Consider the following 24299-nt stretch of genomic DNA (forward strand, 5'->3'; position numbering starts at 1 on the left):
AAGTAATCATTATATTCATCTAAGGAAAGAAGTGTTTAAAGGTGAGTTTTAGTTTAATCAAGAGAATCTTAATTGGTCCTCCATTAAAAACAGCTGAGCTGGCTCAACAGAAAATAGGCAACTTCAAAGCACTGGCTATTTTTTCATCAGATGCATTATCCTCTGTCGCATATGGCACTGAGGAAATACTCTGGGTTTTAGTTGCCGCTTTAGCATTTAACCTAACTTTGCCAATTTTACTTGCCATAGTCTGCTTACTGGCTTTATTGACCATCAGTTACCGTCAAACAATTTATGAATACCCAAATGGTGGAGGGTCATTTATCGTCGCCAAGGAAAATTTAGGTTTATACCCCGGTTTAATTGCAGCAGCATCTTTGACAACGGATTATGTATTAACAGTAGCCGTATCTGTTTCTGCAGGAATTGCAGCCATAACTTCTGCTTATCCTCAGCTATTGCCATTTAAAGTTGAACTTTGTTTATTATCTATTTGCTTAATTATGCTTGTAAACTTGCGAGGCATACAAGCATCCGGAACCATATTCGCCATTCCTACTTATGCTTTTCTTTTCTCAACGCTGCTTCTGATTGTCATGGGCTTGCTGAAAATCCACCAAGGCAATTTTGAGTTAGCTCCCAGCCATCTTCCAATGCATCCTGCCGTGGATTCTGTAACAATATTACTGGTTTTAAGAGCCTTTTCTGCAGGCTGTACATCTCTGACAGGTGTTGAAGCTATTAGCAACGGGGTACCGGCTTTTCGCAGCCCCGAATCTCATAATGCCGCCAAAACAATGGTTTGGATGGCTATAGCTTTAGGTATCATGTCTTTAGGTATGGGCTTTTTAGCTTCAGCAATACATATAGTTCCTCATCATGATGAAACTGTAATGAGTCAAATTGCAGGAATTGTTTTTGGCAAAAACAGTCTTTTTTATATTTTGCATCAGTGGTTTACTATGTTAATTTTAATTTTAGCAGCCAATACAAGTTTTGCAGGTTTCCCCAGGCTGGGATATATTTTAGCTAAAAGTGGTTTTGTGCCTCGTTCCATGGCTATGAAAGGTGATCGTTTAGTTTATAGCAATGGAATTATTATCCTTGCAGCTATTGCCGGGCTGCTGATTATAATTTTTCATGGTACTCAGCACTTTTTAATGCCCTTATATGCCATTGGAGTGTTTCTCTCCTTTACATTGTCCCAGGGTGGAATGGTTATGCACTGGGTTAGATTGAGAAAAGAGAAAAAGGTCCTTGTGCCTTTGCTCATTAATGGCATTGGAGCTCTGGCGACAGGGATCGTTTTAGTAGTGCTTGCCTGGACAAAATTTACCCATGGGGCTTGGGTCGTACTTTTAATTATTCCTTTCTTCGTTATGTTGTTTAAAAGCATAAATGAACATTATGCTGCAGTTAGAGCAGAGTTAAAAGTTGGTAAACATGTAGAGATTATTCCCCAAGAAAAACAGCATTTAATTGTCTTGGCCATTGGGGGAACAACTAAAGTTGCTCGGGATACGGTAGATTATATTTTAACTTTAGTCAATAACCATACTATGATTAGGGCGGTACATGTTAATGTACATAAAGAAGGCCACGAAAAGACTATTGAAAGGATTAGGGAATTTTCTACTTGGGTAGAAAATAAAATACCTTTAGACGTACTTGAAAGCCCCTATCGGTCTATTTTAGAGCCTTTAGAAAATTATATGCTGGAATTACGCAGAAACTACCCCGATTACACCATTACAATGGCAATTCCGGAATTTTTGACAAGCAACAAACTGGCTAATTTTTTGTTGCATGGTGATACAGGCAGGTTAATTTACAATCATTTTACAGAGCTAGAGTTTAATGTAATCTTCGTGCCCTATAGAATCAAGACTACGTCTAAAACCGAAAATAAAAAGTGTTGTCAAAATAACATTGAGGATGCTATAATGATAAAAAATAAATAATTTTTAAGGCAATGGAGCCTATAAGTTGCACATCTGTGTACACTTATAGGCTTTTTTATTTACCAAGAAGTGGAGGGGTATATAATGACTATTGAAGATGTTTTAAAAAAAGCAGAGGAGAATGATGTTAATTCTATTCGGTTGCAATTTACGGATATTTTTGGAATTTTAAAAAATGTGGCTATTCCCAGGGAGCAATTGCAAAAAGCTTTAGAGGGAGAGCTGATGTTTGATGGTTCATCTATTGATGGTTTTGTGCGGATTGAAGAATCGGATATGTATTTAAAGCCAGACCCCAATAGTTTTACGATTTTTCCCTGGCGTTCTCAGGAAGGAAATGTAGCCCGTTTAATTTGCGATATTTATAATTCAGATGGTACACCATTTGAAGGATGCCCAAGAAATGTACTGAAAAAAGTTTTGGCTGAAGCAGCTGAATTAGGCTATTCCTTTTATGTCGGACCTGAAGCTGAATTCTTTTTATTCCATACAGATGAACAAGGGCATCCTACCTTGCACACCCAAGACAATGCAGGCTACTTCGATTTGTCACCTGTAGACTTAGGAGAAAATTGCCGGAATGATATTGTTGTAGCTCTGCAAAAAATGGGCTTTGAAATTGAAGCATCTCACCATGAAGTAGCACCTGGCCAGCATGAAATTGACTTTAAATATGCGGATGCTTTAACTACTGCTGACAATGTGGTTACATTTAAATTCATCGTTCGTACTATTGCGCAGCGGCATGGACTTCATGCTACCTTTATGCCTAAGCCCATTGCTGGCATTAATGGTTCTGGGATGCATGCTAATCAATCTTTATATACTGAAAATGGCAATGCTTTTCATGATCCTCAAGGGGAATTAGGCTTAAGTCCTGAAGCTTACTACTATATTGGCGGTTTGCTCAAGCACGCTAAAGCTATGGCTGCAATTACTAACCCAACGGTCAATTCCTATAAACGTTTAGTTCCTGGCTATGAAGCTCCCGTTTATTTAGCATGGTCAGCTTGCAACCGCAGTCCTTTAATTCGGATTCCAGCTAAAAGAGGTGCTTCCACCAGGGTAGAACTTCGCAACCCGGATCCATCTTGCAACCCATACTTAGCATTTGCTGTAATGCTTAAAGCTGGTTTGGACGGCATTAAAAATAAAATTACTCCGCCTAACCCCATTGACTTAAATATTTATAACTTAGATGCAGCAGAACGTTCCGATATGGGCATCGATAGTTTACCGGCAAATCTAAAAGAAGCATTAGGCTGCTTAAAAGAAGATGAAACAATCAAAGCTGCTTTAGGCGAACACGCGTATAGTCGCTATATGGAAGCTAAAAACTTGGAATGGGACGAATATAAAATGCAAGTTCACACTTGGGAAATTAAGCAGTATCTAAATAAGTTTTAATAACTCTAACAAAATATAAGGAGTGCTTAATTTGGCTGGGGTATACATTGCCGTCAGTAACCTGCAAACTAGCAATAAAATAAAAAGCATACTGCAGCAAAATGGTTATGCAGTTATTGGTCAGTCCCAAGATGCTCCAAATTCTATTCGCCAAATTAATACCCTTTTACCAGAATTGATTATTTTAGGCAGCGATCTGAAAGGAGTAAATTTTTGGCAGCTTCTAGGAGCGTTGGCTGAGACAAAAACACCAATTGTGCTTTTACTAAAAGAGTGGCAGCAAAGCATGATTAAACATGCTCAGCATTACAATGTTTTTGCTTTTGTTGGTGAGCCTGTTAGCCTCTTGAATTTATTGCCTGCCGTAAGCACTGCTTTGGCTAATGCTGAACGATTGCGCCATCTCAATGCTGAAATTGGTAGATTGAAAAATGATTTAGCCGCTAGAAAAACAGTGGAGAAGGCAAAGGGGCTTTTAACACAGCATTATAATCTGACTGAAGATCAGGCTTATAAATATTTGCGAAAATATGCCATGGATCATTCGAAAACCATGCAGCAAGTAGCTCAAGCAATTTTGCTTAAATTAAACCAACATTAGAGTAAGATTAAGGCCAAAGAGGCCTGTAAGTAATAAAGCTTACAGGCCTCTTTGGCTTTTTTTAAAGAGCTATTATCTTATTTTAAACATCCAGTGTTTCAGCAAGGTCTTCACCCAGGACGCGGCAAGCTTTTTCCAGCATCTGTCTGGGTATCTGGGTAATATTTTTTAAATCGTCGTAGACTTCGTAGTCGGCAGAGTTCCTTTCAACTTCTTTTTCGTGCCAGTTTCTAGTGTAGAGCAAATACTTGCCTTTTTTAGTTAGGTAAAGCTCATATTTGACTCCGTGGTTAGTGTCAAAAAAGGCTGCAGTAGTTAATTTATTGCCTTTAGCCAGAAGCTTGCCAAGAAATTTTATTTTCTTCCAGTTAATTTCCTTTTCTCCCAAGGAGACGTCGCCTATTTTAAGGGTTATTTCTTCCCATTGGTCCGCTGCAGCTTTTTTTTGCTCCAAATAGTGGCGTAAAGCGTCCACAATAATGTCTGACAGCTGACCAGGAAATTGCTTTTCTGCTTCTTCCAAAACTGGCATGTCTTCGTCTTTAAAATAAATAATTTTATGGGGCATGATCCATCGCCTCTTGTTTCTTTAGTCAATATTATCAATATCTATCTAAAAATAATCTATACTTATCATAATATATGTAGCTTAACTGTGTAAAGTTTTCCAGGCTGAAGAAGCCTCTTTTTTCCTTAGCTTAATCGTTAGCTTCATGTGCTGGCTGGCTCTTTGATAGGACGGCATTTATGTTATAATATACTGATTAGGGATATATTAAGAACTGACAATAAGGGAGTAAAATAGATTACATGAAAGATAAAATTATTATCAGAGGAGCCAGGGCACATAATTTAAAAAACATTAATGTAGAGATTCCACGGGATAAATTTGTCGTAATTACAGGGCTGAGTGGTTCTGGAAAATCTTCCTTAGCTTTTGACACTATTTATGCAGAAGGTCAGAGAAGGTATGTAGAATCTTTATCTGCGTATGCCCGTCAGTTTTTAGGTCAGATGGACAAACCAGATGTAGATTATATCGAGGGTCTATCTCCCGCCATTTCTATTGACCAAAAAACTACCAGCAAGAACCCTCGTTCCACAGTAGGGACTGTTACGGAAATTTATGATTACCTAAGGCTGCTTTTTGCCAGAATTGGACATGTCCATTGTCCAAAATGCGGCAAGCCAATTACTCAGCAAACCGTTTCACAAATGGTAGATACTTTGCTTGATTATCCGGAAAGAACTAAACTACAAATTTTAGCTCCTTTAGTTAAGGGACGCAAAGGTGAGCATCAAAAGATTTTAGAAAGTATTAAACAGCAGGGCTTTGTCAGAGTACGGGTAGATGGGGAAATTAGAGAAGCAGCTGAGCCTATTACTTTAGCCAAAAATAAAAAACACTCTATTGAGGTTGTTGTTGATAGGATTATTCTTAAACCAGGCATTGCTAAAAGACTGGCTGACTCCTTAGAAGTTGCTCTGGGACTTGCTAAAGGTATTGTGTATGTCAATTTAGACGGACAAAAGGATTTAGTGTTTAGTGCTAATTTTGCCTGTGTAGATTGTGGAATTGGCATTGAAGAAATAAATCCAAGAACTTTCTCCTTTAACAGCCCTTTTGGAGCTTGTGGAGAGTGCAGCGGATTAGGCTATAAAATGGAAGTAGACCCAACTTTAGTTCTTCCCAACTGGGATTTGTCCCTTAACGAAGGAGCAATTATACCTTGGAGCGGCAGCAGCAGTTATTACCCTCAACTTTTAACTGCTTTGGCAGACCATTATGATTTTAGTTTAGATACCCCTTTTCGGGAACTATCGGAAGAGGTACAGCAGGTAATTCTCTATGGATCAAAGGAAAAAATTAAATTTCGCTATCGAGACCAATTCGGACATTCCCGGGCTTGGGAAGGTTTATTTGAAGGGGTAATCCCTAATTTAGACCGTCGCTATAAAGAAACTCAGTCCGATTGGGCAAGAAATGACATTGAAGAATATATGAGTACCACACCTTGTCCGGCTTGTCATGGAGCTAGACTGCGGCCTGAAGCATTGGCCATTACAATTGGAGAGAAAAACATTGCCCAAGTTACTCAAATGGCAGTTGATGAGTGTTTAGCATTTTTTAATGATCTACAGATGACGGAACGGGAAAGCTTAATTGCCAAGCAAATTTTAAAAGAGATAAAAGCAAGGCTTGGGTTTTTAAAAGATGTAGGCTTAAATTATTTAACTTTAAGCCGCTCGGCAGGCACCTTATCCGGCGGCGAAGCTCAGCGTATCCGTTTGGCTACCCAAATAGGTTCCAGTCTGATGGGAGTGCTGTATATTTTAGATGAGCCCAGCATAGGATTACATCAGCGGGATAATCAACGCCTGATAGAGACATTGAAACATTTACGGGAGCTGGGCAATACTTTAATTGTAGTTGAACACGATGAAGATACAATGATCGCTTCCGATTATATTATCGATATTGGCCCTGGAGCTGGCGCTAAGGGTGGAGAAATTGTTGCTGCCGGAACCATTGAGGAAATCAAAGCAAATACTAACTCCATTACAGGCCAGTACCTAAGCGGGCAAAAAAAGATCCCCATACCGGAAATTCGCCGCCCCGGCAATGGAAATTTCTTAGAAATTAAGGGAGCCAAAGAAAATAATTTAAAAAATATTAATGTAAAAATTCCCTTAGGACTATTTAACTGTATAACGGGAGTTTCAGGCTCAGGTAAAAGTACTTTAATTAACGAAATTCTATATAAAAAATTAGCAGGGGAACTCTACGGATCTAAATCCAAACCAGGGAAACATGAGTCTATTTTGGGAATTGAAAATTTAGATAAAGTAATTAATATTGACCAAGCTCCCATTGGACGTACTCCTCGCTCTAATCCGGCAACTTACACTGGAGTCTTTGATGATATTCGCAATACTTTTGCCGCTACCTCTGAAGCTAAGGTGCGAGGCTATAAAGCAGGGCGTTTTAGTTTTAATGTCAAAGGAGGACGGTGTGAAGCCTGCCGAGGCGATGGAATCATTAAAATTGAGATGCACTTTCTCTCGGATGTTTATGTTCCTTGTGAAGTTTGCAAGGGAGCCCGTTACAATCGTGAAACTTTAGAAGTTAAGTACAAAGGTAAAAGCATTGCCGATGTTTTAGCCATGACTGTAGACGAAGGAGTAGATTTCTTTGCCAATATTCCTAAAATCAATCGGAAACTTAAAACCCTGCAGGATGTGGGATTAGGTTATATTAAGCTGGGACAGCCGGCAACAACTCTCTCCGGAGGAGAAGCACAAAGGGTAAAACTTGCAACGGAATTGTCCCGCAGAACTAATGGCAGAACACTGTATATTTTAGACGAGCCTACTACAGGACTGCATATTGCCGATATTCATAAACTATTGGAGGTGCTGCAGCGCTTGACTGATGGTGGTGATACAATCTGCGTCATTGAACACAATCTTGATGTAATCAAAACAGCAGATCATATTATCGATTTAGGGCCTGAGGGAGGTTCCGGAGGAGGGCAGATAGTTGCTGAAGGAACTCCGGAAGAAGTTGCCCAAGTAGCTGCATCCTATACAGGTAAATTCTTGCACAAAATGTTACATTAAAACTCTACTAGATGAGGTTAAACAATGGCCGAGGAAAAAATTCTAATTGAAGAAAAATTAAAATTGCTGCCGGAAAAACCAGGGGTTTATCTAATGAAAAATGAGGATGGAGAAATTATCTACGTAGGTAAAGCACTGTCCTTAAAAAATAGGGTTCGTTCTTATTTTAGAAAAAACTTGGATGCAGGTCCTAAAGTTGAGGCTATGGTCAAGAGGATTGCTGACTTAGAATGGATTATTACTGATTCAGAAGTAGAAGCCTTAATTTTAGAGTGCAATTTAATTAAAAAGCATCGGCCCAAATATAATATTCGGTTGGCAGATGATAAACATTATCCTTATTTAAAACTTACTATGCAAGAGGATTTTCCTCGCCTAATTATCACCAGGTCCATTCAAAAAGATGGTGCCAAGTATTTTGGCCCTTATACTAGAACGGGAGCAATGCATGAGATTTTAAAATTATCCCGAAAAATTTTTCCTTTGCGTACTTGTTCCAACAGTACCTTTGAAAGGCAAAGCAGACCGTGTTTAAATGCCCATATTAAACGCTGCTTGGCACCTTGTACTGGCCAGGTCAGTAAAGACCAATATCGGGAAACTGCTAAAGCAGCCAGTTTGTTTTTAGAAGGAAAACAAGAGGATTTAGTTAAATCCTTACAGGAGAAGATGCTGGCAGCAGCGGAAAATTTGGAATTTGAAAAAGCTGCTGCCATTAGGGATCAGCTGCAAGCTATTCATCAAGCCATAGCTAAACAAAAAATTATTTCCCCGGAACAGGAAAACCAAGATGTAATTGCTATGGCTCGAGGCAGAGGGGAAAGCTGTTTACAGATTTTCTTCGTCCGCGAAGGAAAATTAATTGGGCGAGAACATTTTATGCTCAATGGTACAGATGGAATGAGCAGAACAGAGGTTATGACCGCTTTTCTTAAACAGTATTATAGCAGTGCCCCGGAAATACCTAAGGAAATAATTTTACAAGAAGAAGTTGAAGATGAAGAGCTGATTGCTACTTGGCTGTCAGACCAAAGAGGACAAAAAGTTTATTTGAAAGTCCCTAAAAGAGGAGAAAAATTAAAGCTAGTAGAAATGGTAGCTAAAAATGCTCTAATGAGTTTAGAGGAAGAAGAGCTTACCCGTCGAAGAAAAGATATGATGACTAAGGAAGCTGTTCTAGAGTTGCAAAAAGAGCTGTACTTAGCTAAACCTCCCTTTCGGATTGAGTGCTACGATATATCCAATACCCAAGGCACAAACTCCGTAGGGTCCATGGTTGTCTTTGAAAATGGGGAGCCTAAGAATAGTGACTACCGCAGATTTCAGATTAAAACAGTGGAAGGCCCCAATGATTTTGCCTCCATGCAGGAAGTATTAACGAGAAGATTTAAAAGGGCTTTAGCTGAAATAGAAGCAGGGGAAGAGCAAGGTAAATTCAGCCGTTTGCCAGACTTAATTATTATCGACGGAGGCAAGGGACAGTTAGGAGCAGCTCGGGAAGTTATGAAAAATTTAGGGGTATCAGACATTCCTACCTTTGGTTTAGCTAAAGAGGAAGAACTTTTGTTTTCAGAAGGACGACCTGAGCCAATTTTTTTGCCAAGGAATTCTTCAGCCCTCTATTTAGTGCAGCGAATCAGGGATGAGGCTCACCGCTTTGCTATTAGTTACCATCGGCAGCTAAGATCAAAGAGAGCTTACCAGTCTATTTTAAATGAGATTCCAGGCATTGGGGCCAAAAGAAAAAAAGCTTTGCTTAAATACTTTGGTTCCATTAAAAAGATAAAAGAAGCCACCTTGGAAGAATTAGCTCAAGTTGAAGGAATGAATTATCAAGCTGCCGAAGCAGTACTGGAATATTTGGGAAAACAGGAGCGATCTTGATGTCTACTTTTAAATTGGTGGCCATTGACCTAGATGGTACTTTATTAAATAATGATTTACAAATCTCACCCCGGACCCAAGAAGTTATTGCCAAAGTGCGGGAGCAAGGCACGGAAGTTACATTATGTACAGGAAGAATGTATGCTTCTGCTTTGCCATACGCAGAACAGCTGCAGCTACAGGTCCCCTTAGTTACTTATGGCGGCGCCTTTGTGAAAAGCCCACAGAATGGGGAACTAATCTACAATCGAAACTTGCCTGTGGAGTTTGCCCGCAAAGCTTTTGTCATGGCCAAGGAATACGGCTACCATGTTAATGTTTATTACCAAGACAGTTTATATGTGGAGAAGCTTAATGACAAAGGCAGGGCCTATGCCCAAAGAGTCCGGGTTCCCATTCATGTGGCAGAAGATATGCTGCAATTTTTACAAAAGGATCCAATTAAAATGGTTGTCATAGCGGAACCGGCAGAACTTAATGCTTTGCAGCAAGAGTTTATTAAAAAATGGGGAGAGAAAGTCTTTACAACTAAGTCTGATCCTACTTTTCTAGAGCTCCTTCACCCTCAGGCAACTAAAGGGAAGGGGCTAGAGGCGCTGGCAAATTATCTAGGCTGTGGACAAAATGAAATGATAGGAATTGGAGACAGCCATAATGATTTAGAAATGTTTAATTATGTAGGTTGTGCAGTAGTAATGGGGAATGCAGAAGAGGAGATTAAGAGAAAAGCTGATTATATAACTTGTCAGAATGATGACGACGGGGTAGCAGAAGCCTTAGAAAAACTAATTTTAGACTGCTAAACTGGAGGGTAAAAAATGAAATTTGTTGCGGATTTACACACACATTCCATTGCCAGCGGCCATGCCTATAGCACCATTCGGGAAATTGCCGAAGCTGCCAAAGATAATGGCATGGAGATGATCGCCATTACAGATCATGGCCCAACTATGCCGGGGGCGCCTCATCCTTACCATTTTTATAATTTATCAATTTTGCCCTCTGAAATCTGTGGTGTCCAGGTCCTAAAGGGCATTGAAGCTAACATTATTGACGACCAAGGAAATTTAGATTTAGAAAAAGAAGGCTTAGAACGTTTGGATATCGTTTTAGCCGGTCTACATGAAATTTGTTTTCCGGGAGGTTCTGTAGAGTTTAATACAGCCGCCATAGTTAATGCCATGGCCAGCGGCTGGGTTGATATAATTGTTCATCCTGGAAACCCTGTATTTCCGGTAGACATTAATAAAGTGGTAGAAGCATCTAAAAAATATAGAGTAGCTATTGAAATTAATAACAGTTCCTTGCGGGGAGTACGGCGGGGCAGCTATGCCAACTGTTCAAAATTTGCCTCCTTAGCTGCAGAAAAAGGGTCAAAACTGGTAGTCGGCACGGATACTCATTGGGCAGAAGACGTAGGACGTTTTGATAAGGCAGCGGAAATACTTTTACAAACAGGGGTTAAACCGGAACAAGTTTTAAATACTTCGGTGGAAAAAGTAAAGTCTTATTTAGCGGAACGGAGAAAGCAGCGTTAGAGAATTTTTACTCATGGTTTCCTCCTATCTTGACATAATAAGTACTACATAGTAAATAACTGCAAGGAGGACAAAAATGTATTTCTTTGCTGATTATCATATGCATACAAAGCACAGTGATGGGAGAGCGACTGTGGAGGAAATGATCCAAGCAGGGCGGGAAAAAGGCCTTGAGGAAATTGCCATTACGGATCATGGTCCCAAAAATATTGGAACAGGTGTCAAAAATCCGGAACAATACTTAAAGATCAAACAAGAGGTTAAAGAGTTAAACGCTCAATTTAAGGATATTAAAGTTTTTTGTGGTGCGGAAGCTGATCTAATTGATTTAGATGGAAGTATAGATATACCTAAGAAGATTTGCCGAGAACTGGATTTGCTGTTAGTAGGTCTTCATCCTTACGTTTGGCCCAAAAATTTTTCTGCTGCAGGAAAGTATGTCCTTGGGAATCAATTGGCTAAATATAGTTCTAAAGTCAAAAGCAAAGTTACTAACAACAATACGAAGGCGTTGCTTGAAGCAATTTATAAACATGATGTAGATATTGTGACCCATCCTGGGTTGGGAATGCCTCTCCATCTCCAAGAAGTTGCCAGGGCCTGCGCCGCTAAAAATACAGCTTTTGAAATCAATGTAGGGCATCGCTACCAAAGTTTTACAGACATAATGGAGGTTGCACGAACTGGTGTCAATTTTGTTGTCAACAGCGATGCCCATTTTACCACTAGTGTAGGGGAATTAACCCAGGGCAAGGCACTCCTTACTCAGGCAAAAATTCCCGTTGAGCAAGTTTTAAATGCTCGAGAATAGTTTATTTTTTACTTTGGGTTTTTGCTTGATTTTATCTGTAGATTTGCTGCGATCTTTTAGGTATATTAGAGATAATACTAAATTAATCTTTACTTGGGGGAGTAAGAGATGTCTAAATCTGAGATGCAATTAGTTGTGATTACAGGCATGTCCGGCGCTGGAAAAACTCAGGCAATACGATGTTTAGAAGATTTGGGCTTTTTTTGTGTAGATAATTTGCCCCCAACTTTAATTCCTAAGTTTACTGAGCTTTTAAATGAATCAGAGGACCGGATGCATAAAGTGGGACTTGTCATGGATATTCGAGGAGGCAAATTTTTTGCCGGTTTACAAGATGCCTTAATTTATTTAGATGAAAATGATTTTAATTATGAAATTTTATTTTTAGAGGCTTCTGATGAAGCATTGGTTAGAAGGTTTAAAGAAACCAGGCGGGTACACCCATTATCTTCTGTAGGCAGAATTTTAGAAGGCATTGTAGAGGAACGCAAACATTTAGAAACTCTACGCGGTAAGGCCAATAAAATAATTGATACCTCTGAACTTTCTACTACCCAGCTTAGACAGCAGCTGACGGAATTGTTTAAAAATAAAGAAGACTATAAGCTTATCATAACGGTTATTTCTTTTGGCTATAAATATGGAATTCCCCTAGATGCAGACTTAGTATTAGATGTACGGTTTTTGCCAAATCCTTTCTATATTAAGGAACTGAAGGGCTTGACGGGAGATGATCCCCAAGTTCAGGAATATGTAATGGCCTCTCCCGAAACTAATGTATTTATGAATAAATTAGTTGACATGCTGAAATATCTTTTGCCTTTTTATGTTCGGGAAGGAAAACGGCAGCTTGTTATTGCCATCGGCTGTACCGGTGGACAGCACCGTTCTGTAACACTAGCCAATAAAATTAGAGAATTACTAGAAGATGCTCAACTGAAAATAATTGTAACTCATCGGGATTTAGAGCGGGAAAAAGGAAGCAGAATATGTTGAGCTGGTTCAAGTGGCTTTATCCCGGCCTTAAAGTTAAACGCTGGCTGTTTTTGGCTTTCTGTGGTCTGCTTTTGCTGATTGCTGGCCTGTCAGTGCTGGATGACGCTGCCTTACTGGGAGTTTTATTAAAGGCAGTTGTCAAAGTAACCTATAGTTACTGGGGTAGTCCTTTTTCCTGGTGGACAGGTTTATTATTAATGTCCTTAGGTGTTATTTTTGTGGTTCTTGGTTTTAAAAATGTGATCAATTCTTTGTTTAATACACTTTTACCAGAGAATGAAGACCGGCTAGTAGAGATTATTTATCAACGGCGCAGCTTAAAAAAAGGTCCGAAGGTAGTGGCTATTGGCGGCGGCACAGGATTACCTAATATGCTCAGAGGCTTAAAAGTTTATACCAGCAATATTACCGCCATTGTTACTGTGGCTGATGATGGAGGAAGTTCAGGCCGGTTAAGAGGAGAATTTGGTATTTTAGCACCAGGTGACATTAGAAACTGCTTAGTTGCTTTAGCTGATACGGAAACTTTACTTGAAAGGGTTTTGAATTATCGTTTTGACCAAGGTGAAGGTTTAGCAGGCCACAGTATGGGCAATTTGCTCTTAGCAGCTTTAATTGACTTAACAGGCAGCTTTGAACAGTCTATTCGAGAACTAAGCCGGGTTTTAGCTATTAGGGGAAAGGTGTTACCTGCAACTTTAGATTATGCCGTACTAAGCGCTGAGTTTGCAGATGGCAGCATTGTGGAAGGGGAAAGCAATATTCCAAAGGTAGGGAAAAAAATTAAGAGAGTCTTTTTATCCCCCGATTCCTGTTCTGCTTTGCCCCAAGCTGTGGAAGCTATTCGAGAGGCAGAAGTAGTTGTTTTAGGCCCGGGAAGCCTTTATACGAGTATTATTCCCAACTTATTAGTCAAGGATATTGCTGATGCTTTGCGGGAAACGAAGGCACCCATAATTTATGTGTGCAATATTATGACCCAGCCGGGAGAAACTGAAGCTTGTACAGCTGCAGGCCATCTACGAGCGATTATTGAGCACTTGGGAGAGGGCATTGTTGATTATATTGTTGTCAATACAGGCTCCATACCTAATTCATTGTTGAAAAAATACAGCGTAGAAGGCTCTAGACCTGTATTAGTTGATAAAAGGACCATCGAAAAAATGGGGGTTAAAGTTATCGGAGATAAATTAGTCAATTCCGTTGATTTTATTCGACATGACCAGGATCGTTTAGCCCGGTTGATTATTAAAAAAACATTCTGGAAGCGAAAAATTTAGTCTTCCGTAAGGTATTTGTTCCGGAAAATTCTGCGAATGGGCAAAGGTGTTTTGACAAGAGGGTGAACAAATGTCTTTTTCATCAAAGGCAAAAAATGATTTAGCTAGAATCTTACCTGAAAAAAGATGCTGCCAGCTAGCGGAAATGCTGGCTTTGATTAGAATGGATGGAACTATTCAGATTAGTTCTGATCAAAATGTAGCCGTGCAATTAAAAACGGAAAATGCAGCAGTGGCCAGAAAGTTTATTATTTTAGGCAAGCAGCTTTTTCAGTTGGTTTTGAATATAGCCGTACAGCGGAAAACACGGTTGAAAAAAAATAATGTTTACATAGTGAAGATACCACCTCAAGAAAAAGCCAAGGATATTCTACAGTCCTTAGGCATTAAAATAATGGGACAAAGTGCCCAAATAGATTGGAACGTAGGTACTCTTTCCAAAAAATGCTGCTGCCGTGCTTATCTCCGGGGAGCTTTTTTAGGAGGAGGTTCTGTTAGTAATCCTGAGGGTACGTATCATTTGGAGATTATTTCCCGTGATGATTTTCATGTGAAGTTATTATGTGAAATGATGGAAAGTTTACAAATGGAACCAAAAGTCAGCCGCCGCAAACAATGGTATGTGATTTATCTTAAGGAAAGCGAGCAAATTATTAACTTTTTAAATATTATTGGGGCATATTCTGCTTTGCTAGATTTTGAAAACGCTCGGATTTTAAAAGATATGCGCAACCGGGTTAATCGGTTAGTTAATTGTGAAACTGCCAATTTGAATAAAACAGTTGATGCAGGAATGCGGCAGGTAGATAATATTCGCTACCTAATTTCTAGAATTGGTTATGCTGGTTTGCCAGATTCCCTACAGGAGGTGGCCCGCCTAAGGTTGGAAAACCCTGAGGCCAGCTTAAAGGAACTGGGGGAATTGCTGGTTCCTCCAGTTAGTAAATCAGGAATTAACCATCGCTTACGCAGATTGGAAAAGATGGTTGAAAAAATGCGAAAATAGGCTTTCCTTGAAGAAATTTAGGGTGCCAAGGAATTAGAAGTAAGCCAATATTTATTGGGAAACATTGATGAAAATGGCTATTCTAGACCCCCTTGGTGTAGGTGCAAGAAATCTAGTAGAATGCTTATTAATCCAAGTGCTGCCGATGTTATTTCTCGCCGGACAGTTACAAAATATCGAGACGAATTAATGATTCCTTCAGCAATTAAAAGAAAAAGATATTAGTCCTTCAAACACGGAAGGGCTTTTTTGTTTTTTCTAGAGGATTTTATAAAATGGTGTGGAATAGAACTTTAAGAGGGTAAAAATTCAAATATTACCAACCCTTATAAATTAAGAATATATTGGCATACTATAAAGCAAAGTTGCCTACATTAATTATGATGTTAGGCAAGCTGCTTTTTTTTGGCTTGTTTAAAAGATAGGAAGATAATAGAGGAGGAGATTGTTTTGAAAGTTAAAGTAGGTATTAATGGTTTTGGCAGAATTGGGAGGTTAGTATATAGAGCAGCTTTGGGTCATCCCGAGATAGAAGTAGTTGCTATTAATGATTTAACCAGCCCGGAAACTAATGCCCATCTATTAAAATATGATTCTATACACGGCACTTTGCAGGCAGATGTAAAGGCTAAAGAAGGGGCCATTGTTGTTAACGGGAAGGAAGTTAAAGTCTTTGCTGAAAAAGACCCGGCAAACCTTCCTTGGGGTCAAGAAGGGGTAGATATTGTTGTTGAATCGACAGGCCTTTTTACTGATGCTAATAAAGCAAATGCCCACCTTAAAGGAGGAGCTAAAAAAGTCATTATTTCCGCTCCCGGCAAAAATGAAGATGTAACCATTGTTATGGGAGTTAACCAGGAAAAATATGACCCTAAAGCACACCATATTGTTTCCAATGCTTCTTGTACTACTAACTGCTTGGCGCCCGTAGCCAAAGTAATTCAGCAGCAGTTTGGAATACGCCGGGGTTTAATGACTACTGTCCATGCTTTTACTAATGACCAGCGTATTTTAGACCAAGCCCATAAAGATTTACGTCGGGCCAGAACTGCCGGGGCTTCTATTATTCCTACTACAACCGGGGCAGCTAAAGCAGTTGCTTTAGTCTTACCAGAGTTAAAAGGTAAACTAAACGGTTTTGCTATGCGGGTGCCGACGCCAAATGTTTCTGTGGTGGATTTAGTTGTGGAACTGGAAAAGCAAACTTCAGTAGAAGAAATTAACCAAGCTCTTAAAGCAGCTTCCGAGGGAGAATTAAAAGGCATTTTAGGTTATTCCGAAGAGCCTCTAGTTTCGAAAGATTACAATGGCGACAATAATTCTTCAATTGTTGATGCTTTATCTACTATGGTTATGGATGGCAATTTGGCTAAAATAATTGCTTGGTATGATAACGAGTGGGGTTATTCCATGCGGGTTGTAGACCTGACTGCCTATATGGCTAAAAAAGGATTTTAAAGAAAATAATAAAACAGAGTAGCGACTATATTTCAAGATACAGGAGTACAAAAATGAATAAAAAGACCATTAGGGATATAGATGTGCAGGGAAAAAGGGTACTAGTCAGAGTTGACTTTAATGTACCTATGGATGAACAGAAAAAAATAACTGATGACACCAGAATTACTGCTGCCTTGCCAACCATTAAATATTTACAGGAAAAAGGCGCTAAAATAATTTTAACCTCCCATTTGGGAAGGCCAAAAGGCAAAGTAGACCCTAAATATAGCTTGGCACCAGTGGCCGAAAGATTAGGAGAGTTATTAGGGCAAAAAGTTGAATTAGCAAAAGAAGCTGTAGGGCAGGAAACTAAAGAACGTGCTGCCCAATTGAAGGCGGGAGAAGTTCTGCTATTAGAAAACATTCGCTATTATCCAGGAGAAGAAAAGAACGATCCGGAACTGAGCAAAAGTTTAGCTGAGCTAGCAGATGTCTATGTAAATGATGCCTTTGGCACGGCCCACAGGGCTCATGCTTCTACTGCGGGAGTTGCCGAGTATTTACCTGGTGCTGCCGGTTTCTTGATGGAAAAAGAAATTTCCTTCTTGGGGAAAGCTTTGGCTAATCCGGAACATCCCTTTACAGCTATCTTAGGGGGTGCTAAAGTATCAGATAAAATTGGAGTTATTGAAAACCTTTTAACTAAAGTGGATGCTTTAATTATTGGCGGTGGCATGGCCAACACTTTTTTAAAAGCCCAGGGTAGAGAAGTTGGTAAATCTTTAGTTGAGGAAGATAAGCTGGACTTAGCCAAAGAAATTCTTGCTAAGGCAAATGAAAAAAAGGTTGCCTTTTATTTACCTGAGGATGTAGTAGTTGCTACAGCAGTCAGCGCCGAAGCAGAATACAAAGAAGTTACGGTTCAGGAAATTCCGGCAGATTTGATGATTGTGGATATAGGACCGGAAACAAGGCAAAAATATGCTCAGATTATTGCTGAGGCCAAAACAGTTGTCTGGAATGGGCCCATGGGAGTTTTTGAGCTAGACAACTTTGCCCAAGGAACTATAGCAGTTGCACAGGCTATGTCTAAGCTGCAAGGGCAAGGCACAACAATTATTGGCGGCGGAGATTCTGCAGCTGCCGTGGAAAAAGCTGGGTTAGGGGATAAAATGACTCATATCTCCACCGGGGGCGGTGCTTCCTTGGAATTCCTAGAAGGTAAAAAACTGCCCGGAGTAGAAGCGCTAGCGGATAAGTAATTATAGCCAAAGTCAGCCAAAAGCATGATCTTAGCTTGGGAATGCTTTTGGCTGATGCTGGCCCAGGGGGGATTTCTAATGAGAAGACCTTTAATAGCTGGCAACTGGAAAATGTATAAAACTGCTGCTCAGGCCAAGGAATTAATGGCCCAATTAGTACCTTTAATTGCTGATGTAAATGTGGAAGCCGTAGTTTGTCCGCCTTTTACAGCTTTAGAAACTGTTAAGAAACTAATTGCCGGTACAAAATTGGCTTTAGGAGCCCAAGATGTGTATTGGGAGGATGAAGGTGCTTTTACGGGAGAAGTTTCGGCTCCTATGTTGGCAAGCATTGGCTGCACTTATTGTATAGTAGGTCACTCTGAAAGACGCCAATATTTTGCTGAAACTAATGAAACAGTTAATAAAAAAATTAATGCTTTATTACAGCATAATTTAACACCCATTGTCTGTGTGGGTGAATCCCTGGCTCAAAGGGAACAAGGGATTACCAGAGATGTTTGCCGTCAGCAATTGGAGCAGGGTTTGGCTGGTTTGAATAAGGAAGCAGCAGCAAAGCTGGTTATAGCTTATGAACCTGTTTGGGCTATAGGCACTGGTCAAACTGCTACCGCAGACCAAGCCCAAGAGGTTATTGGCTATCTTCGCACTATTTTAGCAGAACAGTTTGGCCAGGATACTGCAGAATTAATTAGAATTCAGTACGGGGGCAGTGTAAAGCCTGGAAATGTTGCAGAATTAATGGAGAAGCCCGATATTGATGGAGCTTTAGTAGGTGGGGCCAGCTTAAAGGCAGAAGATTTTGCGGCTATTATACAAAAAAGCTGCCATAAATAAAGTGTTGGGGGGTAAATTGATTGGGCAGTAAGCCTCTGATGCTGGTAATTCTAGACGGATGGGGTATAAGTGATCAGGTAGAAGGCAATGCTTTAAAAAATGCCCAGCTGCCTTGTTATACTAGATTGAAAAGTGAATATCCCTATACTACTTTGGAAGCTTCTGGTGAATATGTTGGTTTGCCTGCAGGGCAAATGGGAAATTCAGAAGTAGGTCACTTAAATATGGGTGCCGGAAGAGTAGTATATCAGGAATTAACTAGAATTAACCGAGCAATTAAGCAAGGGGATTTTATGGAAAATAAAGCTTTGGTGCAAGGAATCCAAAGTGCTAAAGAAAAGGGTCAAGCAGTCCATTTTATGGGACTCTTATCAGATGGAGGAGTACATAGTCATATTGAGCATCTTTTTGCCCTTTTAGACATGGCCAAAAAAGCTGATGTTAAAAAAGTCTATGTACATGCTTTTTTAGATGGCAGGGATGTATCTCCAACCAATGCCAAAGAGTATATTGTACAATTAGAACAAAAAATGAAAGAACTTGGTGTTGGCACCATTGCGACAGTTATGGGCAGGTTCTATGCCATGGACCGGGATCGGCGTTGGGATAGAACAGCACAAGCTTATGGGGCTATGGTTGAGGGCACAGGCAAAAAAGCAACTATGGCTGTAGCTGCAGTAGAACAGTCTTACGATTTTAAAATAACAGATGAATTTGTGGAACCAACGGTAATTGTCGATGAAAAGGGAAAACCTAAAGGTTTAGTTTCACCAGGGGATACTCTCATCTTTTTTAATTTCAGAGCGGATCGAGCCAGACAAATTACCAGGTCCTTTATTGAACCAGATTTTACAGCTTTTGTACGGCCTAAGGGTTTTCTGCCTCTGCACTATGTCTGCTTTACTCAATATGATTGTACTTTTAAGGCGCCAGTAGCCTTTCCGCCTCAGAATTTAAGAAATACTTTAGGAGAAGTTTTGAGTTCCAAGGGGTTAAAACAGGCTCGAATTGCGGAAACAGAAAAATATGCTCATGTAACTTTCTTTTTTAACGGAGGAGTCGAAGAGCCTTATCCAGGGGAAGAGAGATTTTTGATTCCTTCGCCGAAAGTTGCGACTTATAACTTAAAGCCGGAAATGAGTGCTTTAGAGGTAACGGATAAGGTAGTAGAGCTGCTAAAGTCTCAAGAATATCAATTTATTGTTTTAAATTATGCTAACCCTGATATGGTAGGGCATACGGGTTTTTTAGATGCTGCGGTTCAGGCTTGTGAAATTGTAGACAAATGTTTAGAAAGAATAGTTGCTGTAGCTCAAAGTGTTGGTGGAACCATAGTGGTTACTGCAGACCACGGCAATGCGGAAAAGATGATTGACCCAGAAACACAGGAACCTCATACAGCCCATACCCAGGATCAGGTCCCCTTTGTGCTTGTGGGAGAAAAGTTTAAAGATCAAAACATTAGCTTAAGAAAAAAAGGCTCTCTGCAAGATATAGCTCCTACTATTTTAGAGGTTCTAGCTGTAGAAAAGCCAAAGGAAATGACAGGAGAAAGCTTAATTATTAGGAGGTTTTTTTAATGCCCACAATTACTGATGTTTTTGCTAGAGAAATTATTGATTCCAGAGGAAACCCAACTGTTGAAGTAGATGTCTATTTAGAAGACGGTTCTATGGGCAGAGCGGCTGTTCCCTCTGGAGCTTCTACAGGTGCTTATGAAGCTGTCGAACTGCGGGATGGCGATTCCGGCAGGTTTTTAGGCAAAGGGGTTATGGATGCTGTTAATAATGTCAATGCTGTTATTGCCCCTGAAGTAGTAGGTATGGAAGCTCTTGACCAAGTTGGAGTTGACCAAATGCTCTTAGAGCTAGATGGTACTCCAAATAAGTCTAAGCTAGGGGCCAATGCAATTTTAGGTGTTTCCTTGGCCGTAGCTAAAGCAGGAGCAGATTCTTTAAGCCTACCTCTCTACCGCTATATTGGTGGAGTCAATGCTAAGCAGTTGCCTGTTCCCATGATGAATATCTTAAATGGGGGTAAGCATGCTGATAATAACGTGGACATTCAAGAGTTCATGATTATGCCCGTTGGTGCTGAAAACTTTGCCGAAGGTTTGAGAATGGGAGTTGAAGTATTCCACAACTTAAAAGCTGTTTTAAAAGGCAAAAGGTTGAACACTGCCGTTGGCGATGAAGGTGGTTTTGCACCAAACCTTGGCTCTAACGAAGAAGCATTAGAAGTTATTATGGAAGCAATTAAAAAGGCTGATTATGAAGCAGGAAAAGATATACTACTAGCTTTAGATGTAGCTGCCACAGAACTTTATAAAGATGGCAAGTATATATTAGCAGGGGAAAATAAAGAACTTTCCACAGGACAGATGATTGATTTTTACGCAGATTTAACCAGCCGTTATCCCATTATTTCCATTGAAGATGGATTGGCTGAAGATGACTGGGATGGTTGGAAAGAACTTACTTCCCGTCTAGGCAAAGAAGTTCAACTAGTTGGCGATGATTTATTTGTGACTAATACAGAGAAATTACGCCGCGGAATTGAAAACGATACTGCTAATGCCATTTTAATTAAAGTTAACCAAATAGGTACTTTAACAGAAACTTTAGATGCTATTGAAATGGCCAAAAAAGCTGGCTATACAACAATTGTTTCCCACCGTTCCGGAGAAACAGAAGATACAACAATTGCGGACATAGCTGTGGCAACAAATGCAGGCCAAATCAAAACAGGTGCACCTTCAAGAACTGACCGGGTTGCTAAATACAACCAATTATTAAGAATCGAAGAAGAGCTTGATTATCTGGCTCAATATTTTGGAAGCAAAACCTTTTATAATTTGAAGAAGTAAATTCCATTCAAATCTAATTCAGTTGTTTTAGGAAGTGTATTGTGCTAAAATAAATATATTTGGAGCGGTAAACAGGAGGTGAAGTTAGTGAAGGTTGCTTTATCAGTTATTCAGGTTTTAATGGCACTAGGTGTTATCTGTACTGTTTTACTTCAGTCAGGTAAAAGTGCCGGGCTTTCCGGTTCAATTGCTGGAGGTGCTGAACAAATTTTTGGTGCCAAAAAGAAGAGCCTTGATAGTTTACTTAGTAAAATGTCTACAATTTTTGCATCCTTATTCCTTATTTTTTCACTCCTTTTATCGATCCTTGAATAGTATTTAATTTGAGAACTTATTAAGTGTTGGGTTTAGAGCCCAGCACTTTAGTTTTATTTCACCCTAATTATGTAAAATGTTTTAGGAAGATGTCTTTGGCAATGAACAGAGCGGAAGCATAATAAGTTTATAATTCTATAAAATGGTGATACTAAGAATGCGGTGGCTAAAATTTACTATTTGCAGCCGCTAATTTTTTAGAATTAAAGAGAGGCATGACTATGGATCGTGAAGAACTATTGCAATATATGCAGGATAGTACATATAAGCCGCTGACGGCGGAAGAACTTGTTTCTAATTTAGAGATTAAGGATGTTAAGACTTTTCTTAATCTATTAAAAGAACTTGAAGAAGAAGGTTTTATTGTCTTAACTAGAAAAAATAAATACGGATTGACAGAAAAAATGGGCCTCATTGCCGGCAGGGTTCAAGGCCATCCTAAAGGATTTGCTTTTTTGCTGGCCGATGCGCCCCATATTTCCGATATTTTTATTAGTCCCGAAGACTTAAATGGTGCTATGCACAATGACCGGGTTTTAGTTCGCCTGAATAAAAAATCCGCTTTTAACTTTAAGCCCGAGGGTGAAGTAATTAGAATTTTAAAAAGAGCAAACCAACAAATAGTTGGCTATTTCGAAAAGTCTAAAAACTTTGGTTTTGTGGTTCCTGACGAAAAAAGGATTGGTCACGATATCTTTGTAGCTATAGATGATACAAAGGGCGCCCAAAACGGGGATAAAGTAGTGGTAGAAATTACTCGTTGGCCGGAAAAACGCCGGAACCCAGAAGGACGCATTGTAGAGGTGCTAGGAAAAGCAGGAGCTGCCGGTGTAGACGTTTTATCTATTGTCCGTAAATATCAGCTGCCGGAAGAGTTTCCCCCAAAGGTTATCCAGGAAGCTGAGGAAATTCCTTCCACAGTAAGTCCGGAAAGCTTAGAAAATCGCCGGGATTTGAGAAATGTACCTATGGTAACTATTGACGGTGCTGACGCTAAGGACTTAGATGATGCTGTCTCCTTATCTATTTTAGAAAACGGCAACTATTTACTTGGAGTACATATCGCCGATGTAAGTTACTACGTACGGGAAGGAAGCAAACTGGACCAAGAAGCATATAATAGGGCTACAAGTGTCTATTTAGTTGACCGGGTCATTCCCATGCTCCCACCTAAATTATCCAATGGCATCTGCAGCTTAAATGCTGGTGTAGACAGATTGGCCATGAGTGCCCAAATGGAAATTAACCCCCAAGGACAAGTTGTTAAATACGATATTTTTCCATCTGTTATTCATATTGACGAACGAATGACTTACGATAATGTACGAAAAATATTAGAGGAAAAAGATGAGGAATTAAGCAAACGCTATGCTCCCTTTGTAGTTACTTTTCAAAATATGGCAGCCTTGGCCAATATTTTAAAAGAGAAGCGCCTGGAAAGAGGAGCGGTTGATTTTGATTTTCCCGAAAGCAAGGTGAAATTAGATCAACAAGGTAAACCTATGGAAATTGTCAAAAGAACCCGTAGTGTGGCTGAAATGATTATTGAAGAATTTATGCTTTGTGCCAATGAAACAGTAGCCCAACATATGTATTGGCTGGAAGCACCTTTTGTTTACCGGATCCATGAAGAGCCTGATTTAGATGATTTAACAGATTTAAATGAATTTCTCCATGGCTTAGGGTATCATCTTAAATTTAACGATGAAATTCATCCCAGGGCTTTTCAAGATATTGTCGCCAAGGTCCAGGGCAGGCCGGAAGAAAAAGTTGTCAGCACTGTTTTGCTGCGGACCATGAAACATGCAAAATATGCTCCTGACTGCCTGGGCCACTTTGGGCTGGCGTGCCCTTACTACTGCCACTTTACTTCACCAATTAGAAGGTACCCGGATTTGGTAATACATCGAGTCATTAAAGAATACTTGGAAAATGGTGAACCAAATCCGAAGCGTTTAGCTAAACTGGAAAAATTAATGCCTGCTTATGCTGAACAGTCCAGCCTGCGGGAAAAAATAGCTGAAGACGCAGAAAGGGAATCTGTCGACTTGAAAAAAGTGGAATATATGGAACGTTATCTGGGAGAAATATTTCCGGGAGTCATAAGCAGCGTAACTTCCTTTGGCCTATTTGTAGAGCTGGACAACACCGTGGAAGGATTAGTCCATGTTTCCACACTGACAGATGATTATTACCAATTTTTAGATAAGCAGTTAGCCCTTTTAGGAGAACATACCCATAAAACTTATAAAATTGGCGATCGTGTTATGGTTCAAGTAAGTAAAGTTAATACTTTGGAAAGACAAATCGATTTTGAGCTCATAGGGATGGCAGAATAATATAATATACATGCTGAAAACTACTTGACTAAATAGCAATTTATCTGTAGGATAAACACAAAGATTATTATTTTTGTGGAACAAAGGCGTTCCCGAACCTATTAAGGGTAAGGGTGTGCCTTTTTTTATTTCCTA

The 24299-nt window shown here is 39.7% G+C and carries 20 protein-coding genes and 1 pseudogene; 20 read left to right on the plus strand and 1 reads right to left on the minus strand.

The features are described 5' to 3' along the window. Positions 1-41 precede the first annotated feature (41 nt). The 3 genes from RDV78_09065 to RDV78_09075 all read left to right on the plus strand — a co-directional run bounded on the left by RDV78_09065 (position 42) and on the right by RDV78_09075 (position 3969). A complete protein-coding gene (locus tag RDV78_09065) occupies positions 42-1961 on the plus strand; it encodes an APC family permease (protein ID MDS1030616.1) in 1920 nt (639 codons plus the stop codon). An 84-nt stretch (positions 1962-2045) separates the two neighbouring features. Next, positions 2046-3368, plus strand: a complete 1323-nt coding sequence (gene glnA, locus RDV78_09070; GenBank protein ID MDS1030617.1) for a type I glutamate--ammonia ligase — start codon at positions 2046-2048, stop codon at positions 3366-3368. A 31-nt stretch (positions 3369-3399) separates the two neighbouring features. Continuing rightward, positions 3400-3969 carry an ANTAR domain-containing protein gene (locus RDV78_09075; protein ID MDS1030618.1) on the plus strand — a complete coding sequence of 190 codons (570 nt, stop codon included), beginning with the start codon at positions 3400-3402 and terminating at the stop codon, positions 3967-3969. A gap of 82 nt (positions 3970-4051) precedes the next feature. Here the strand turns inward: RDV78_09075 and RDV78_09080 are convergent, their stop codons facing one another. Continuing rightward, a complete protein-coding gene (locus RDV78_09080) occupies positions 4052-4537 on the minus strand; it encodes a hypothetical protein (GenBank protein ID MDS1030619.1) in 486 nt (161 codons plus the stop codon). 242 nt (positions 4538-4779) lie between these two features. Between RDV78_09080 and uvrA the strand changes: the two genes are divergently transcribed. From uvrA to rnr, 17 genes and pseudogenes are all read left to right on the plus strand, one after another. Next, on the plus strand, positions 4780-7590 hold the full coding sequence (gene uvrA / locus RDV78_09085; GenBank protein MDS1030620.1) for an excinuclease ABC subunit UvrA: 2811 nt from the start codon (positions 4780-4782) through the stop codon (positions 7588-7590). Positions 7591-7614: 24 nt separating this feature from the next. Continuing rightward, positions 7615-9474 (plus strand): excinuclease ABC subunit UvrC, encoded by a 1860-nt coding sequence (uvrC, locus tag RDV78_09090; protein MDS1030621.1) that lies wholly within the window; start codon positions 7615-7617, stop codon positions 9472-9474. After that, complete coding sequence (locus RDV78_09095; GenBank protein ID MDS1030622.1) at positions 9474-10277, plus strand: Cof-type HAD-IIB family hydrolase; 804 nt, start codon at positions 9474-9476, stop codon at positions 10275-10277. The genes uvrC and RDV78_09095 overlap by 1 nt, the downstream gene beginning before the upstream one ends. Before the next feature lie 15 nt (positions 10278-10292). After that, entirely contained in the window at positions 10293-11012 is a 720-nt protein-coding gene (locus tag RDV78_09100; protein ID MDS1030623.1) for a phosphatase, read from the plus strand. A 76-nt stretch (positions 11013-11088) separates the two neighbouring features. Continuing rightward, a complete protein-coding gene (locus tag RDV78_09105; protein ID MDS1030624.1) occupies positions 11089-11823 on the plus strand; it encodes a PHP domain-containing protein in 735 nt (244 codons plus the stop codon). A 123-nt stretch (positions 11824-11946) separates the two neighbouring features. After that, on the plus strand, positions 11947-12819 hold the full coding sequence (rapZ, locus tag RDV78_09110) for an RNase adapter RapZ (GenBank protein MDS1030625.1): 873 nt from the start codon (positions 11947-11949) through the stop codon (positions 12817-12819). After that, a complete protein-coding gene (locus RDV78_09115; protein ID MDS1030626.1) occupies positions 12813-14099 on the plus strand; it encodes a YvcK family protein in 1287 nt (428 codons plus the stop codon). The genes rapZ and RDV78_09115 overlap by 7 nt, the downstream gene beginning before the upstream one ends. 70 nt (positions 14100-14169) lie before the next feature. Next, positions 14170-15105 carry a DNA-binding protein WhiA gene (gene whiA, locus RDV78_09120; GenBank protein ID MDS1030627.1) on the plus strand — a complete coding sequence of 312 codons (936 nt, stop codon included), beginning with the start codon at positions 14170-14172 and terminating at the stop codon, positions 15103-15105. Between the two features lie 73 nt (positions 15106-15178). Then, positions 15179-15228: pseudogene (locus RDV78_09125) on the plus strand (hypothetical protein). Further along, the gene (locus RDV78_09130) at positions 15226-15330 is read left to right on the plus strand and encodes a hypothetical protein (GenBank protein ID MDS1030628.1); all 105 of its coding nucleotides are present in this window, start codon (positions 15226-15228) and stop codon (positions 15328-15330) included. The pseudogene RDV78_09125 and the gene RDV78_09130 overlap by 3 nt, the downstream one beginning before the upstream one ends. Positions 15331-15555: 225 nt before the next feature. Beyond that, entirely contained in the window at positions 15556-16563 is a 1008-nt protein-coding gene (locus tag RDV78_09135) for an ArsJ-associated glyceraldehyde-3-phosphate dehydrogenase (GenBank protein ID MDS1030629.1), read from the plus strand. Positions 16564-16616: 53 nt separating this feature from the next. Then, the gene (locus RDV78_09140; GenBank protein MDS1030630.1) at positions 16617-17807 is read left to right on the plus strand and encodes a phosphoglycerate kinase; all 1191 of its coding nucleotides are present in this window, start codon (positions 16617-16619) and stop codon (positions 17805-17807) included. Between the two features lie 78 nt (positions 17808-17885). Then, entirely contained in the window at positions 17886-18644 is a 759-nt protein-coding gene (gene tpiA / locus RDV78_09145; protein ID MDS1030631.1) for a triose-phosphate isomerase, read from the plus strand. A gap of 38 nt (positions 18645-18682) precedes the next feature. Continuing rightward, a complete protein-coding gene (gene gpmI / locus RDV78_09150) occupies positions 18683-20224 on the plus strand; it encodes a 2,3-bisphosphoglycerate-independent phosphoglycerate mutase (GenBank protein ID MDS1030632.1) in 1542 nt (513 codons plus the stop codon). Beyond that, entirely contained in the window at positions 20224-21510 is a 1287-nt protein-coding gene (gene eno / locus RDV78_09155; GenBank protein MDS1030633.1) for a phosphopyruvate hydratase, read from the plus strand. Before gpmI ends, eno begins: the two co-directional genes overlap by 1 nt. Positions 21511-21597: 87 nt before the next feature. Continuing rightward, positions 21598-21825 (plus strand): preprotein translocase subunit SecG, encoded by a 228-nt coding sequence (gene secG / locus RDV78_09160; GenBank protein ID MDS1030634.1) that lies wholly within the window; start codon positions 21598-21600, stop codon positions 21823-21825. A 221-nt stretch (positions 21826-22046) separates the two neighbouring features. Then, positions 22047-24164 carry a ribonuclease R gene (rnr, locus tag RDV78_09165; protein MDS1030635.1) on the plus strand — a complete coding sequence of 706 codons (2118 nt, stop codon included), beginning with the start codon at positions 22047-22049 and terminating at the stop codon, positions 24162-24164. Positions 24165-24299: the final 135 nt, after the last annotated feature.

The organism is Bacillota bacterium LX-D (genome assembly GCA_031628995.1).
In the GTDB taxonomy this organism is placed as follows: domain Bacteria; phylum Bacillota; class DUOV01; order DUOV01; family Zhaonellaceae; genus JAVLUO01.